The 13858-nt window shown below is 69.8% G+C and carries 14 protein-coding genes and 1 pseudogene; 6 read left to right on the top strand and 9 right to left on the bottom strand.

What is annotated here, in order from left to right:
• From EJK15_RS60950 to EJK15_RS60940, 3 genes and pseudogenes are all read right to left on the bottom strand, one after another.
• Positions 1–1650, bottom strand: a pseudogene (locus EJK15_RS60950) (hypothetical protein); the annotation flags it as partial.
• Between the two features lie 100 nt (positions 1651–1750).
• Complete coding sequence (locus EJK15_RS60945; RefSeq protein WP_138719501.1) at positions 1751–2620, bottom strand: hypothetical protein; 870 nt, start codon at positions 2618–2620, stop codon at positions 1751–1753.
• Positions 2621–2644: 24 nt separating this feature from the next.
• Positions 2645–3349, bottom strand: coding sequence for a CAP domain-containing protein (locus EJK15_RS60940; RefSeq protein WP_171075251.1), 705 nt, complete (start codon positions 3347–3349; stop codon positions 2645–2647).
• Between the two features lie 374 nt (positions 3350–3723).
• Between EJK15_RS60940 and rplM the strand changes: the two genes are divergently transcribed.
• The 3 genes from rplM to glmM are packed head-to-tail and all read left to right on the top strand — an operon-like array spanning position 3724 to position 6064.
• Positions 3724–4167, top strand: a complete 444-nt coding sequence (gene rplM, locus EJK15_RS60935) for a 50S ribosomal protein L13 (RefSeq protein ID WP_138719499.1) — start codon at positions 3724–3726, stop codon at positions 4165–4167.
• Between the two features lie 26 nt (positions 4168–4193).
• Positions 4194–4715 (top strand): 30S ribosomal protein S9, encoded by a 522-nt coding sequence (gene rpsI / locus EJK15_RS60930; RefSeq protein WP_138719498.1) that lies wholly within the window; start codon positions 4194–4196, stop codon positions 4713–4715.
• Between the two features lie 2 nt (positions 4716–4717).
• Entirely contained in the window at positions 4718–6064 is a 1347-nt protein-coding gene (gene glmM, locus EJK15_RS60925) for a phosphoglucosamine mutase (protein ID WP_138719497.1), read from the top strand.
• A gap of 108 nt (positions 6065–6172) precedes the next feature.
• Here the strand turns inward: glmM and EJK15_RS60920 are convergent, their stop codons facing one another.
• The 6 genes from EJK15_RS60920 to coaA all read right to left on the bottom strand — a co-directional run bounded on the left by EJK15_RS60920 (position 6173) and on the right by coaA (position 11600).
• Positions 6173–6889 (bottom strand): ABC transporter permease subunit, encoded by a 717-nt coding sequence (locus tag EJK15_RS60920; RefSeq protein WP_138719496.1) that lies wholly within the window; start codon positions 6887–6889, stop codon positions 6173–6175.
• Positions 6889–7803: an ABC transporter ATP-binding protein gene (locus EJK15_RS60915; RefSeq protein WP_138719495.1), complete on the bottom strand. Its 915-nt coding sequence runs from the start codon at positions 7801–7803 to the stop codon at positions 6889–6891. The genes EJK15_RS60920 and EJK15_RS60915 overlap by 1 nt, the downstream gene beginning before the upstream one ends.
• Positions 7800–8660, bottom strand: a complete 861-nt coding sequence (locus tag EJK15_RS60910; RefSeq protein ID WP_138719494.1) for an ABC transporter permease — start codon at positions 8658–8660, stop codon at positions 7800–7802. Before EJK15_RS60910 ends, EJK15_RS60915 begins: the two co-directional genes overlap by 4 nt.
• The gene (locus tag EJK15_RS60905; protein WP_138719493.1) at positions 8653–9561 is read right to left on the bottom strand and encodes an ABC transporter ATP-binding protein; all 909 of its coding nucleotides are present in this window, start codon (positions 9559–9561) and stop codon (positions 8653–8655) included. Before EJK15_RS60905 ends, EJK15_RS60910 begins: the two co-directional genes overlap by 8 nt.
• Before the next feature lie 40 nt (positions 9562–9601).
• Complete coding sequence (locus tag EJK15_RS60900) at positions 9602–10546, bottom strand: DUF389 domain-containing protein (RefSeq protein WP_240777938.1); 945 nt, start codon at positions 10544–10546, stop codon at positions 9602–9604.
• A gap of 151 nt (positions 10547–10697) precedes the next feature.
• Positions 10698–11600 carry a type I pantothenate kinase gene (gene coaA, locus EJK15_RS60895; protein ID WP_138719502.1) on the bottom strand — a complete coding sequence of 301 codons (903 nt, stop codon included), beginning with the start codon at positions 11598–11600 and terminating at the stop codon, positions 10698–10700.
• Positions 11601–11784: 184 nt separating this feature from the next.
• On the opposite strand from coaA, the gene EJK15_RS60890 reads away from it, so the two are divergent.
• From EJK15_RS60890 to EJK15_RS60880, 3 genes are all read left to right on the top strand, one after another.
• Positions 11785–13194: an alkaline phosphatase PhoX gene (locus tag EJK15_RS60890; RefSeq protein WP_138719492.1), complete on the top strand. Its 1410-nt coding sequence runs from the start codon at positions 11785–11787 to the stop codon at positions 13192–13194.
• A gap of 13 nt (positions 13195–13207) precedes the next feature.
• Complete coding sequence (locus EJK15_RS60885; RefSeq protein ID WP_138719491.1) at positions 13208–13558, top strand: holo-ACP synthase; 351 nt, start codon at positions 13208–13210, stop codon at positions 13556–13558.
• A gap of 9 nt (positions 13559–13567) precedes the next feature.
• The coding region (locus EJK15_RS60880; protein ID WP_276615565.1) for an NAD(P)H-hydrate epimerase at positions 13568–13858 on the top strand (291 nt) is incomplete at its 3' end.

Genomic DNA, 13858 nt, shown 5'->3' with positions numbered 1-13858 from the left:
GTGCTGGGCCGCGCCCGGATCGAAGTAGTGGGCTGGTTGCGTGGTGTCGTGAGGGGTCGGGTGGGCGGCGTCCTCGTGGGCGATGGGGCGGGTGTCCTCGCGCTCCGGCGCTATCGGGGCGGAGAGAGGGGTGGTCGTCCGGGGCTGGATGGCTTGCTGTGGTGCGTCTTCGTGTGGCTCGTCCTCTTGCGGCGCGCCTTGCTGCGGCACGGCGCCTGCTGGCACGGCGCCTGCTGGCACGGCGCCTGCTGGCACGGCGCCTGACGGCACAGTGCCTGCTGGCTGGGTGCTTCCCGGCGGGGAGCTTCCGGGCCTGATGCCTCCGGGCTGGGTGTCCGCCGATTCGGGCGCGCTCGCCTGTGCGGCGTCCGGCTGTGTGGCGGCAGGTTTCGGGCGGCCTGGCTGTGCGGTGGCCGGCTGTGAGATGCCGGAGGGCGTGGTGCCGGAGGGCGTGGTGCCGGGGCGTGGGACGCCTGGCTGGGAGGCGCTGAGGTGTTGAGTGGCATCTGGGTGTGGGACGGCGGCCGGGTGGCTGGTGCCGGGTGGTGGAGTGTCCGGGTGGGAGGCTCGCTGCTGGGGGGTGTCGCGTCCCGCGGCCTTCGGGTCGAAATAGTGGGCTGGGTTGGTGATGCCCTCGGGCTCGGTGGCGTTCGGGTCGAAGGCGGAGGCGGTCGCGTCTGGGTCGAAGCCGGAGGCAGTCGCGTCTGGGTCGAAGCCGGAGGCAGTCGCGTCCGGGGCGAAGGCGGTGGCGGTGGCGGTGGCGTCCGGGTCATCGGCGTCGGGCTCGGCCACCAACTCGCCCGTTGCGGCCGGCCAAGGTGGCATGGTCTGCGGGCCCGAGACGGGGCCCGGCCACACCGGCATGCCCGCCGCCGCGGCGGTGAACGCGGGCGGCGGCTCCCACGGCGGCGCGCCGGGCACCACCGGCTTGATCGGCCAGGGCGGCAGGTCATTCTCCGGCTCGGGCCCTGCGCGGCCGGCTCCTGCGCGGTCGGCCGGGCTCTGTCCCGCCCACGGGCTCTCGGCGGGCGCTTTGGCGGCCCACGGGCTCTCAGTCTCGGCCGAGGCTTGGACGGCCCACGGGCCTGCTGCGGCTGCCTGGCCGGTCGGTGCTTGATCGGAGAGCGGCTCGCCAGCCAGCCCCCCGTGGTTCGGATGCGGGTGGTCGCCCGCAACGGGGCCGTTCGGCGTGTGTCCGTCATGCGGGGGGCTCGTTGGCCCGTGCTCGGCCGGCGAGGACCCCGCCGACGTTCGTGCGGTTCGGGCCGCGTCCGCCGGCGTGGGCTCGGCCTTTGGCCTGCGTCCGGCGCGCAAGGGTCCGCCCAGCGCGCGTCCGGCTCGCGGACCGCCAGGAAGAGCGGGGTCGGTCTCGGTGCCGTCGGCGAGCCAGTCGTATGGGGAGGCGTCGTCGCCCGGCACCTCCCACGGCTGTGCGCCGTCCGCCGCCGGCTCGGGCAGGCCGGGCGGCGGCCCTTGGAGGATGGGGATGACGGATCGCGTCTCGCCGTCGTCCGCCTCCTCTGAGGGATCGAACGCCGCTGGAACGTCTCGCCCGCTGGTCTGGCCGAAGCTCGGCGGTGGCGTCGCTGGTCTGGCCGAGCCGTCGGCCTCCCTGCGATCGTGCTCAGACCCGGGTTCCTGGCCACGCATGAGGCGAGCCTAGCGAGAGTAGCGAGATCGTTATGTCGGTATGGGCGTTCCCAGCGGCATCCAGCATCCCGTTTGGGCGCCAAACGGGCACAAAGCCGGTTTACGTCAGCGGGCTGCCGGACAGCGTCCGGTTGTCCAGGGCCTTGAACACGGTGGCCTTGGTGATGTCGGAGATGGCCTCGTAGAGCCGCTTGGAGCCCTTCTTGTCGGGCTTGGTGCCGTCCTTGTTCTGGAACCACACCATGATCGCGTAGTGGCCGTGCGTCGATATGTTGGCGCCGCCACTGCCCGAGCCGAGGAACTTGGTGACACTGTCCTTACCCGTCAGCGGCTTCACGTAGTTCTTCGAGTCGCCACTCTTGGCCACCGCGCTCGCGGTCTTGCTGGTCGTGAGGTTGGCCACGCCGATCGTGCCGATCACCTTGCCTTCCTTGTCGCGGAAGCTGGCGCGGACGAGCTGGTTGCACTTGCCGGCCTTGAGCGCCTTCTGCAGCTTGTCGCCCAGGGCGCCGTCGGTGCACTTCTTGTCCTTGCTGGTGATCGTCATCTCGTAGCCGCGGCCGGAGACCGTGAGCTTCTTCTTCTTGCCGAAGATCTCCTTGACGGAGATCGGGTCGGGATCCGTGGACCGGTCGGCCGCGAAGCCGTACTTGCCGGGAGGGGCCGCCGGCAGCGGCGCGGACGTCCGGCGGGGGGTGGCGGTCTCTACGGTGCTGGGGCCGCCTGCCTTCCACATCACCGCGATGCCGCCGCCGAGCAGCCCCAGCACCACCACGCCGCCCAGCGCGAACCACAGCGGCGCGCGCGAGCGCGCGCCCTCGTCGTACGGGCTCCAGCCGACCCTGCTCTGTGGCGCCTGCTCCCTGCTCTGTGGCGCCTGCTCGGGGTCGCTGGCGGCGCGTTCCTTGCGGGAGCGACGGGGGGCGCTGTCCGTGCCGTTTTCACGTTCCCCACTGCCGTTTGAAACCATGTGGCGACATTACCGTGCTGTGCGTCACCGGGTTCCGAAGTCCTGAGTCCACCACGGGCCGTTCGTGCCGGACGCGACGCCGATGCCGATGGCCTTCAGCCTGCAGTCCAGGATGTTCTTGCGGTGGTCGGGGCTGTCGAGCCAGCCGCGTACCGCCTCCTCGGCGGTGTTGTAGCCGGCGCCGATGTTCTCCGCGGCGCCCCAGTGGTATCCGGCGCGCTCCATGCGGTCCCACGGGGACGCGCCGTCGGGGGAGTTGTGCACGAGCTGCCCGGTCCTGGCCATCTCCAGCGAGTGCTCACGCGCCGAGCGCGTGAGCCCCCCGTCGACCCGGAGCGGCCCGCAGCCGCGCTTTGACCTGGCGGCGTTGGTGAGGGAGACGACCTTGGCCGCCATCCCGGGGATCACCGCGACGGACGGCCGCTCATCGCCGAACACCTGGGTGGGGGCGTCGTCCTGGGCGTCGAAGCCGGGGATCTGGCCGTCCGTCGACTTGGTGGCGGGCTTGGGGGTGGCCGTGCCGCGGGGGGGCCGCTTGGTCGTGACCTCCCTGGGCACGCTCTGCAACTGCTGCTGCGCCTTCTTCGCCGCGGTCGGCGCCGGGTTGGCCGTGGCGGCGGCGGGCGGGGCGGTCCCGTTGAGGTAGATGTGGGCCTTGGGCTGGGGGTCGTCGGTCATCCGGCCGATGAGCACGCCGGTGAACAGGACCGCCGCCATGAGGCAGGTCAACACACCCAGTTGACTCCGGCGCCGAGCGCCCCGCTGGGTTGGCCGGGTGAGAGAGTTCTGCCGCATACCGCAGCTAACGATAGGGATGTCTGGTCCTGGGAAAGAAGGGGTCCCAGGGAAACGAAATCGAACCGTTCTGCGGTCGGGTAGACTCGTGCGAGGTTACCGGTCTTTTGACCTGCACGCCTGTAGGCAGGTAGCCTAATCGTTCGTTGTGTGCATAGGTCCAGCGTGACCAATGCGCGGCGCGTCCGGCGTCATCTCCCGTTCTGTGGAGACGGAAGGTCCGGGCTGCCGTGTGCCCGCACCGACCGACAAATGTAGCTGTCGCATCCGACAGCGCCGAAGACGCGAGCATAAAGAAGGCTACGACCGTGCGCACGTTCTCACCGAAGCCCGCCGACGTTCAGCGTCAGTGGTACGTCATCGACGCGACCGATGTCGTGCTGGGCCGGCTGGCCAGCCACGTCGCGATCCTGCTCCGCGGCAAGCACAAGCCGATCTTCGCCAACCACGTCGACACCGGTGACTTCGTCATCGTCATCAACGCGGACAAGATCGCGCTGAGCGGTAACAAGCGTGAGCAGAAGAAGGCCTACCGTCACTCGGGCTACCCGGGCGGTCTGCGTTCCGTCAGCTATGGCGAGCTCATGGACAAGCGGCCGGACAAGGCCGTCGAGAAGGCCGTGAAGGGCATGCTGCCGAAGAACTCCCTCGGCCGGAAGATGGCCAAGAAGTTGAAGGTCTACGCGGGTTCCGACCACCCGCACCAGGCCCAGCAGCCGGTGCCGTTCCAGATCACCCAGATCGCCCAGTAGTAGTTCGAAAGAGTTAGAGGAGAACCGTGGCTGAGCCCACCGGTGTCGAGACGGCCGTCGAGGCCGAGCTGGAGGAAATCTCCAGCGAGGACTTCCCGTCCGAGTACACCACCGAGTCCGCCGCTAGCGCCGACGCGCCCGTGCGTAAGCCCGTCACCACGGGCAACTCGTACGGAACCGGCCGCCGTAAGGAGGCGATCGCCCGCGTGCGCATCGTCCCTGGCACCGGCAAGTGGACGATCAATGGTCGTTCGCTGGACGCCTACTTCCCGAACAAGGTCCACCAGCAGATCGTCAACGAGCCCTTCGTGGTGCTCGGCGCCGAGGAGGCGTTCGACGTCATCGCGCGCATCGACGGCGGCGGCGTGACCGGTCAGGCCGGCGCGCTGCGCATGGGCCTGTCCCGCGCGCTGTCGATCCTGGACGTCGAGACCAACCGCCCGCCGCTGAAGAAGGCCGGCTTCCTCACCCGTGACGCTCGCGCCACGGAGCGGAAGAAGTACGGCCTGAAGAAGGCCCGTAAGGCTCCGCAGTACAGCAAGCGCTAGAGTTGGCGCGCCTTTTCGGCACCGACGGGGTACGTGGGGTCGCGGGCCGCGATCTCACGGCCGAACTCGCCATGGACCTGTCCGTGGCGGCGGCTCACGTCCTCGGCGATGCAGGGGCGTTCGCCGCCACCGGACGCCGTCCGGTGGCGGTCGTAGGCCGGGACCCGCGTGCCTCGGGAGAGTTTCTCGAGGCCGCCGTGGTCGCCGGCCTTGCGGCGTCCGGAGTGGATGTGCTGCGCCTCGGCGTGCTGCCCACCCCGGCCGTCGCCCACCTCACCGCCGCGCTCGGCGCCGACCTCGGCGTCATGCTGTCGGCTTCGCACAACTCGGCGCCCGACAACGGCATCAAGTTCCTGGCCCGCGGCGGCTTCAAGCTGTCCGACGCGGTCGAGGACGAGATCGAGCGGCGGCTCGGCGAGGAGTGGAGCTTCCCGATCGGCTCCGGCGTGGGCCGCGTACGAGACGCGTACGGCGAGGCCGACCGCTACATCTCGCACGTGCTGACCACGGTGAACGCCACGCTCGACGGGCTGAACGTGGTGGTCGACTGCGCCCACGGTGCCGCCCACATGGTGGCACCGGAGGCGCTGGTGCGTGCGGGCGCCAGGGTCGAGGCCATCGGTGCCCGGCCCGACGGCCTCAACATCAACGCCGGCCACGGCTCCACCCACCTGGACAAGCTCCAGCAGGTGGTCATCTCGCGCGGGGCGGACCTGGGCGTGGCCTACGACGGCGACGCCGACCGCTGCCTGGCGGTCGACCACACGGGCGCGATCGTCGACGGTGACGGGATCATGGCGATCCTGGCGGGGGCCATGCACAACGAGGGTCTGCTGGCCAAGGACACCGTGGTCGCGACCGTGATGTCCAACCTGGGCTTCAAACTGGCGATGCGCGACGCGGGCATCACCGTGGTGGAGACCGCGGTGGGCGACCGCTACGTGCTGGAACGTATGAAGTCCGACGGCCTCAACCTGGGCGGCGAACAGTCGGGCCACGTCATCATGCTGGACCACGCCACCACGGGCGACGGCCTGCTCACCTCGCTGCACCTGATGGGCGTGGTGGCCAAGGCCGGCGTGCCGCTGAAGGAGCTGGCCTCGGTGATGACGCCGCTGCCGCAGATCCTGATCAACGTCAAAAACGTGGACAGGGGCAAGGCCTCCGTGCCCGAGCTCGCCGCCGCCGTGGCGCAGGCCGAGGCGGAGCTGGGGGAGACGGGCCGGGTCCTGATCAGGCCGAGCGGGACCGAGCCGATGATCCGCGTCATGGTCGAGGCCGCGTCGGAGGAGCACGCCGCGCAGGTGGCGGGCCGCCTCGCGGACGTGGTGCGTACGGCCTGCGTCTGACGGTCTTACGAAGCGAAGGGGCACGGCACGCGAGTGCCGTGCCCCTTCGTCGTTCCTGGATCCGGCCGTCTGGTGAGCCTGGCAGCAGCGCGCTCACCGTCCGTCCGGCTATTCGTCGCCTGTGAGCGAGAAGACCCGCAGCCGCTGTCCCGCCCAGAAGACGCCGGCGACCGTGACGATGAGCAGAGCCGGTATGGCGAAGCCGAGCGTGACGTCCGCCTTGAGGAAGGGCGAGTCGCTGATCTGGTCGGCGATCGACTGGCCCCAATGCTGGATGGAGAACTTGCGGGCGCCCGGGATGAGGGTGCCCACCAGGCTCTCCCAGACCAGGGCGTAGACGACGCCGATCGTGACCGCGTGCCGCGTGACGACGCCCAGCAGCAGGAAGACGGCGGCGTAGGCGATTCCGGCGACCAGGGTGCCCAGCGCGAAGCCGGAGGCGATGCCGTCCTCGTCGCCGGTCAGGATCCAGGCCGCCAGGTAGGTCGGCACGGCTCCGAACACGGCCAGCAGCGAGGCCGCCACGAGGAACTTCGTCTGGATGATGACCGGGCGGGAGATCGGCTTGGACATCAGGTGGATGATGGTGCCGTCGTCGATCTCGGGGGCGATGACGCCCGTGCCCGCGATCACGCCGAGCAAGGGCAGCATGGTCCCGATGGCGAAGCCCTGCATCAGCTTCACGGCCAGGCTCTGGCTGTTGCCGTCGAGCAGGCGGAACAGCACGGCCAGGCCGATCAGGGCCAAGGGGAGCAGCAGGAGCAGGATGATCCGGCGGCGGCCCAGCAAGGCGCGGTAAGTGATGCCCGCAACCACGGTATTCATCAGGTGCTCCGGTTGATCAGGTAGGAGAAGACGCTCTCCAGGTCCTCGTCGGCCGGGGAGACCTGGTGCAGGCGTACGCCCTCCGCCTGGGCGACCCTGGGCAGGAGCCGGGCGAAGCGGCGGAACTCGGTGGCCTGGACCTCCAGGCCGTCGGGGCGGAGCGTGATGCCGCCGGCCGAGGGATCGCGGATGAGGGCGGCGGCGAGCTTCCTGTCGTCGCTCGACCGGATCACGAACAGGTGGGGCCGGTCGGTCATCAGGCGCCTGATCTCGCGGAAGTTGCCCGACGCCGCGTGCCGCCCCGCCACCAGCACCTCGATGTGCTGGGCGACCCGCTCGACCTCCTCCAGGATGTGGGAGCTGAACAGGATGGTCTTGCCGGCCGTGCCCATGGCGCGGATCAGGTCCATGAGGTGCAGGCGCTGGCGGGGGTCCATGCCGTTGAACGGCTCGTCCAGCAGGAGCACCGGCGGGTCGTGGACGAGAGCCGCCGCCACCTTGACGCGCTGGCGCATGCCCTTCGAGTACGTCTCCACGCGCCGGTCCTTCGGCTCCTCCATCTCGACCGTGGCCAGGGCCTTGCGGGCGGCCTCGACCGGGTCGCCCAGCCCGTGGAGCCTGGCGGCCGAGAGGACGAACTGCCAGCCGGTCAGGAAGCCATACACGCCCTCCCGCTCCGGAACCAGACCGATGTTGCGGTAAATATGGTGGTTCTTCCAGACCCGGGTGCCGTCCAGCATGACCGTGCCGCCCGACGGGGCCAGGAAGCCGGCCATCATGTGCAGGAGCGTCGACTTGCCCGCGCCGTTGGGGCCGAGCAGGCCGGTGACGCCGGGGCCGATCGTCATGGTCACGTCGTTGACGGCCACCACGTTGCCGTACCAGCGGGACACCTGGGAGAGCTCGATCTTCATCGCGAGGCCGCCTTCCTGTAGCGCAGCGCGAGGGCGGCCATGCCCAGGCCGATCAGCACCACCAGGAACGCCGCCGAGGCGGGGCCGCTGGGGTAGGCGGCGCTCTCGATGGAGTGCGGCGGGGTGCCGAACAGCCAGGACTGCACGGAGTCGACCAGCCAGAACGGGTTCAGCAGCCACGCCCAGGCAGCCGCGGACTCGTTGCCCGTCGAGTACAGCGTGCCGTAGATCAGCGGCACCGACGCGGACGACAGCAGGTAGACGACGATCACCGAGGCCACGCCGAGCCCGCGCCGCGGCGTGAACGAGGCCAGCGCCAGGCCGAACGCCGACAGCAGCACCGCCAGCACCAACGCCATGACCACGGAGCCGATGAATTCGCCGGTCGCGGGCGGCCCTGGCAGGTCGATCACCAGCTCGCCCACGTACATCAGCGTGAGTGGCAGCACCACCAGCACGAACAGCGCCACGGTCATCGCGGCCACCTTGGCGCCGACGTACTCGCTGATCGCGACCGGACGCGACAGGTAGAGCGGCAGCACGCGGTGGCGCAGGTCGGGCGCGACTACGGTGGGCGCCTGCGAGGCCAGGAAGATCGCCACCACGGCCTGCATGATGACCGCGAAGCCGCTGTAGGGGATGAGGTTCTGCTGGGCCAGGGCCATCGTGGCGATGTGCACGACGGCGGGCAGGAGCATGATGGTGGTGAGGGAGAACGGCACGATCTTGCTGCGGGCCGGGCGGCCGAGGCCGAAGATGCCGCGCAGGCTGTGCACGGCCAGCGCCCTGGTCGAGTAGCCGCGCCCCAGCCGGGGCCCGTCGTAGTGACGGTAGCCGATGTCGTAGATCTCAGACACCCGCGACCTCCTCCCTGAAGACGTCCTCGATGCGGTGACGTCCCTGTTCCAGGCGGATCAGGCAGAGGTCCAGGTCGACGGCGGCGTCCCGGACCGCGTCGAACGTCTCGGGGCCCAGCACCTTGACCACCAGCATGCGGCCCTGCTGCGAGACGGTCTGCCCCGCCTCGGTCAGGCGGGCGGCCAGCGGCTCCAGACCCTCATCGACCTCGACCGTGACCGTCTGCGTGGCCTGGGTGAACTCCGCGATGGCCGAGGAGCGCAGCAGCCGGCCGGCGTCGATGACGATCACGTGGTCGCAGATGCGCTCCAGCTCACCCAGCAGGTGGGAGGTGACCAGCACGCTGATGCCGAACTCGGTGCCGATGCGCCTGATCAGCGTCAGCATCTCGTCGCGGCCGCGCGGGTCGAGGCCGTTGGTGGGCTCGTCGAGGAAGATCAGCTTGGGGTCGTGCACCAGCGCCTGGGCCAGCTTGACGCGCTGCTTCATGCCCGTGGAGTAGCCCCCGATGGGGCGGTAGCGCTCTTCGGCCAGGCCGACGTGGCGCAGCACGTCGGCGGCGCGCTCACGGGCGGCGGTGCGCGGCAGCCCGGACATCTGGGCGAGGTGGACGACCAACTCGGTGGCGGAGACGTCGGGAGGGAGGCATTCGTGCTCGGGCATGTAGCCGACGAGCCTGCGGATCTCGGCTCCCTGGGCGGTGACGTCCAGGTCGAGCACGCGGGCCGTGCCGCCGGTGGGCGGCAGCAGGCCGAGCAGGATCTTGATCAGCGTCGACTTGCCCGCGCCGTTCGCCCCGACCAGCCCGGTGACGCCCGGGCCCACGGTGACCGTGAGCTGGTCGACCGCGGTGACGGTGGGGAAACGTTTGGTCAGCCCCTCGGTGGCGAGGATGTGCATGTGCCGGACCCTACCTGGATGATCAGGGCCGTGGCCTCGTTCACAGGGATGAACGTCGTCCTACTTGAGGCCAGAATTTCCGCTGGACCACCAGCGTCGCCGTACCCGAGATGATCATGCCGGCGATGTTGACCGCGAGCTGCGCGACCGAGGGCAGGACCTCGTTCCAGGCGCCGACCGCCATGGCCACGGCCACGTAGCCGGCCGCGGGGACCGTCGTCACCGAGATGAAGACGCCGATCAGGGCCGACGACTTGCCCGCCGTGATCGACAGGACACCGGCCACACCGGCCAGCAGCGCCACGATGAACGACCACTTGTCCGGCTTGACGATGAACTGCACCTCCTCGTTCGAGTCGAGGTTGTGGAAGTCGATCCAGCCGAGCCAGGTCGAGACGAGCGCGCAGGCGAAGGTGATGGCGATGGCCACCGCGAACCCGACGGCCAGCGTCTTGAGCGCGGTGGCGATCAGGTGCCCCCTGCGGTGGATCAGGCCGAAGCAGATGGCCGCGATCGCGCCGAACTCGGGGCCGAGCACCATCGCGCCGACGATCAGGATGGGCGAGTTCTGCAGCACGCCGATGCCCGCGAGCTGGGTCGCGATGGCCAGGAAGGCCAGGTACGCCCACGTGATGCGGGAGTCACCGGACACCCGCTGCGCCAGCTCCTCCCAGATCACCGCGTCGTCGGGGTCGCCCGGCGCCTCCTCGACGGCCTCGGTCGCGACCTTGGACAGCGAGAGATCGACCTGCTCGGCGGCGATCGAGCCCTCGTCCTTCAGCCAGCCGAGCCGGCCGATCACCTCGTTGGCGGACTCCCTGGCCGCGTCGCAGAGGATCACATCGCCCGCCGGCTCGCGGGCGGCCCCGGCCAGGACGATGATGTTGGTGACGCCGGGGCAGTCCTCCAACACCGCCGTCACCTCGTCGGTGCGCGGGGACGGGCTGATGAGACGTAGGTGCAGCACGCGTTCATTGTCGTCCATCGAACGTTGATGGCGTTTTGATACGCGTACACGAGGCTGCCGCACATGATCCGGTTCACGTGCCATCACAACGGTGAGGAGTGCTGGTTCGCCGACATCGACGATCAGGAGTGCGCGGGCAGGTTCGCCCGCTACCTGTTCGAGGAGGCGTTCAGGTCCGGCGAAGCCGTACCCGCCGGACCGAGTGGTCGGCCCTCTTCTTGAGCACGAGGTCGGCGCGGCCCCTCGTGGGGGCGATGTTCTCGACCAGGTTGCGCTCGTTGATGTCGCGCCAGACGTTGACCGCGAAGGCCGTGGCCTCGTCGTAGGACAGCTCCGCGATGTGCCGGAAATACGACTTCGGGTCCTCGAAGGCGGTGCGGCGGAGCTGGTGGAAGCGGTCGACGTACCAGCTGCGGATGTCCTCGACCTTGGCGTCGACGTAGATGGAGAAGTCGAAGTAGTCGTTGACCGCGAGGGAGGTGGGCGGGGCCGGCTGGAGAACGTTGAGGCCCTCGATGATCAGGATGTCGGGACTTTTCACGGTCTGGAATTCGCCGGGCACGATGTCGTACTCGAGGTGGCTGTAGACCGGGGCCTTGGTCTCCGCCGCCCCCGCCTTCACCTCCGCCACGAACCTGACCAGCGCCCGCCGGTCGTAGCTCTCCGGGAAGCCCTTGCGATGCATGATCCCCTTGGCCTCCAGCACCGCGTTCGGGTGGAGGAAGCTGTCGGTGGTGATCAGCTCCACCTGCGGGTGCTCGGGCCAGCGGGCCAGCAGCGTGTGCAGCAGCCGCGCCGTCGTCGACTTGCCCACCGCGACGCTGCCCGCGATGCCCAGGATGTACGGGACCCGTTCCTCGGCATGGCCGAGGAACGCGCTCAGCACGCTGCTGCGTTGCTTGGACCCGGTGAAGTGCAGGTTGAGCAGCCGGGTCAGGGGGAGGTAGATGTCGGTGACCTCGGTGAGGTCGATGGGATCGTCGACGCCGCGCAGCTCTTCCAGCTCGTCTGCGGTGAGAGTCAAGGGCGTGTTCTTGCGGAGCTCGCTCCACCGCTCCCTGCTCAGTTCCACGTAGCCGTTGTTCACCTAGGCAGCGTAGCGATCGTGAACAAACCGGATCTTGGCCGGGCCCCTGTCCACATATCCACAGCCTGTGGACAAAGACGTGGGATTACCGAGAGTCGGTTCGGGGAAGGAAGATCGGTCTTGGCGAAATCGTTATGGAAGGGTTGGCGGGCGGCTACTGTCACGAGTTGTGGACCGCCGTCGCTTCATCTCCAACGTGGTCGCGGGCATCGCCGGACCTTTCGCCGGGGTCGCGTGCGCCGGAACGCAGGGCGGCGCCAAGGCGGCGTCCAGCGGGTACGGGCCGCTGCGCCCCGTACGCGACCTGCGTGACGGCAAGGTGCGGCTGCACCTCCCGGACGGCTTCAAATACCGCTCCTTCAGCGCCGCGGGCGAGAGGTTCAGCGACGGATCGATCGTGCCGGGCAGGCACGACGGCATGGCGGCGTTCTCCGGGCCGGGCGACAGCGCCATCCTGATCCGCAACCACGAGGTCAGCGGGCCAGTCGGCGCGTTCGGCGACAAGCGCAGGGCCTACGACCCGATGGCCGGGGGCGGCACCTCGACGTTACGCGTCACCCGCCACGGCGAGGTGATCAAGAGCGCCCCCTCGCTGAACGGCACCATGATGAACTGCTCGGGCGGCCCCATGGCGTGGCGGGCCTGGCTGAGCTGCGAGGAGACGGTCAACGGCCCCGACGTGGCCGACGACTTCTCCGGCGCCGACAACTCCAAGCTGACCCAGAAGCACGGCTACATCTTCGAGGTGCCGGTCGGCCGGGCCGCCACCGCCAGGCCGATCAGGTCGGCGGGGCGCTTCGCGCACGAGTCGGCGGCGTTCGATCCCTCGTCCGGCGCGATCTACCTGACCGAGGACAACTTCGGCTTCCCGTCCGGGTTCTACCGCTACCTGCCGCCGAAGCACCCGGTCCTGGCCGGGAAGCTGCTCGACGGCGGCCGGCTGCAGATGATCGCCGTCAAGGGCGCCAAGCGCAAGAACCTGTCCCTGGGGCAGGAGCCGGGCGCCGCGTACGCCACCGAATGGGTGGACATCGACGACCCCGACCCGAGCTTCCGGGGCAAGCCGTCCAACGACGTGGTCGTCCAGGCCGTCGGCCGGCAGGGCAGGGAACAGGGGGCGGCGATCTTCTCCAGGCTGGAGGGCGCGGTCTTCCACCAGGGGACGGTGTACTTCGTCTCCACCCAGGGCGGGGACACCGATCCCGCCGACCCGCCGCCCTCGGGGTTCGGCAAGGGGCGGGGGCAGGTGTGGGGGTACGAGACGTGGAGCGGCCGGCTCAAGCTCGTCTACGAGTCGCCGCGCTCGTCGGTGCTCGACCTGCCCGACAACGTGACGGTCAGCAGGCGCGGCACGCTGGTGCTGTGCGAGGACGGCGAAGACGCCAACTACCTGCGCGGGCTCACCAGGTCGGGGAAGATCTTCGACTTCTGCCGCCTGGAGTCGATCCCCGGCGACCCCGGCGCGGAGTTCGCCGGCTCCACCTTCGGTCCCGGCGGCCACACGCTGTACGTCAACGTCCAGGCCAAACAGGGCAGGTCCTTCGCGATCTGGGGTCCGTGGGAGCGCGGGCTGTTCTGAGTAACCTGGGACGGTGATCCTGGGAATCGGTGTGGACATCGTGGACATCGCCCGCTTCGAGGCGACGCTCGAGCGCACGCCGCGGCTGCGCGAGCGGCTGTTCACCGACGGCGAGAGGCCGCTGCCGATCCACTCGCTGGCCGCCAGGTTCGCCGCCAAGGAGGCCGTCGCCAAGGCGCTCGGCGCGCCCAAGGGGCTGGGGCACCTGGAGGCGGAGGTGCGCTGTGACGAGCTGGGCAAGCCGGAGCTGCGGGTCACCGGCAGGGTCGCCGAGGTGGCGTACGAGCTCGGGGTCAAGCGCTGGCACGTCTCGCTCAGCCATGACGCTGGGGTGGCCGTGGCCTATGTGATCGCGGAGGGATAGCTTCGGATCATGCGCACTGCCTACACCGCCGACCAGATCCGGGCCGCCGAGCACGTGCTCATGGCGCGGCTGCCGCCGGGCACGCTCATGCAGCGGGCCGCCTCCGGGCTCGCCGCCGTCTGCGCCGACCTCCTCGGCCGGGTGTACGGCAAACGCGTCGTGCTCCTCGTCGGCAGCGGTGACAACGGCGGGGACGCGCTCTACGCGGGCGAGCGCCTGGCCAGGCGCGGGGCATGGGTGGGCGCCATCCTGGCCGGGTCCAAGACGCACGAGGCGGGTCTGGCGGTGTCTCTTATACAC

The organism is Nonomuraea basaltis (genome assembly GCF_005893125.1).
Lineage (GTDB): Bacteria > Actinomycetota > Actinomycetes > Streptosporangiales > Streptosporangiaceae > Nonomuraea > Nonomuraea basaltis.
The sequence above is the reverse complement of the archived record's forward strand: the minus strand, read 5'-3'. Positions and strand labels throughout refer to the sequence as shown.

Bases quoted from the DNA above. Each gene is read 5' to 3' on its own strand.
- EJK15_RS60920 (WP_138719496.1), bottom strand. From the start codon at position 6,889: ATGAATACCGTGGTTGCGGGCATCACTTACCGCGCCTTGCTGGGCCGC.
- EJK15_RS60915 (WP_138719495.1), bottom strand. From the start codon at position 7,803: ATGAAGATCGAGCTCTCCCAGGTGTCCCGCTGGTACGGCAACGTGGTG.
- EJK15_RS60945 (WP_138719501.1), bottom strand. From the start codon at position 2,620: ATGGTTTCAAACGGCAGTGGGGAACGTGAAAACGGCACGGACAGCGCC.
- EJK15_RS60905 (WP_138719493.1), bottom strand. From the start codon at position 9,561: ATGCACATCCTCGCCACCGAGGGGCTGACCAAACGTTTCCCCACCGTC.
- EJK15_RS60900 (WP_240777938.1), bottom strand. From the start codon at position 10,546: ATGGACGACAATGAACGCGTGCTGCACCTACGTCTCATCAGCCCGTCC.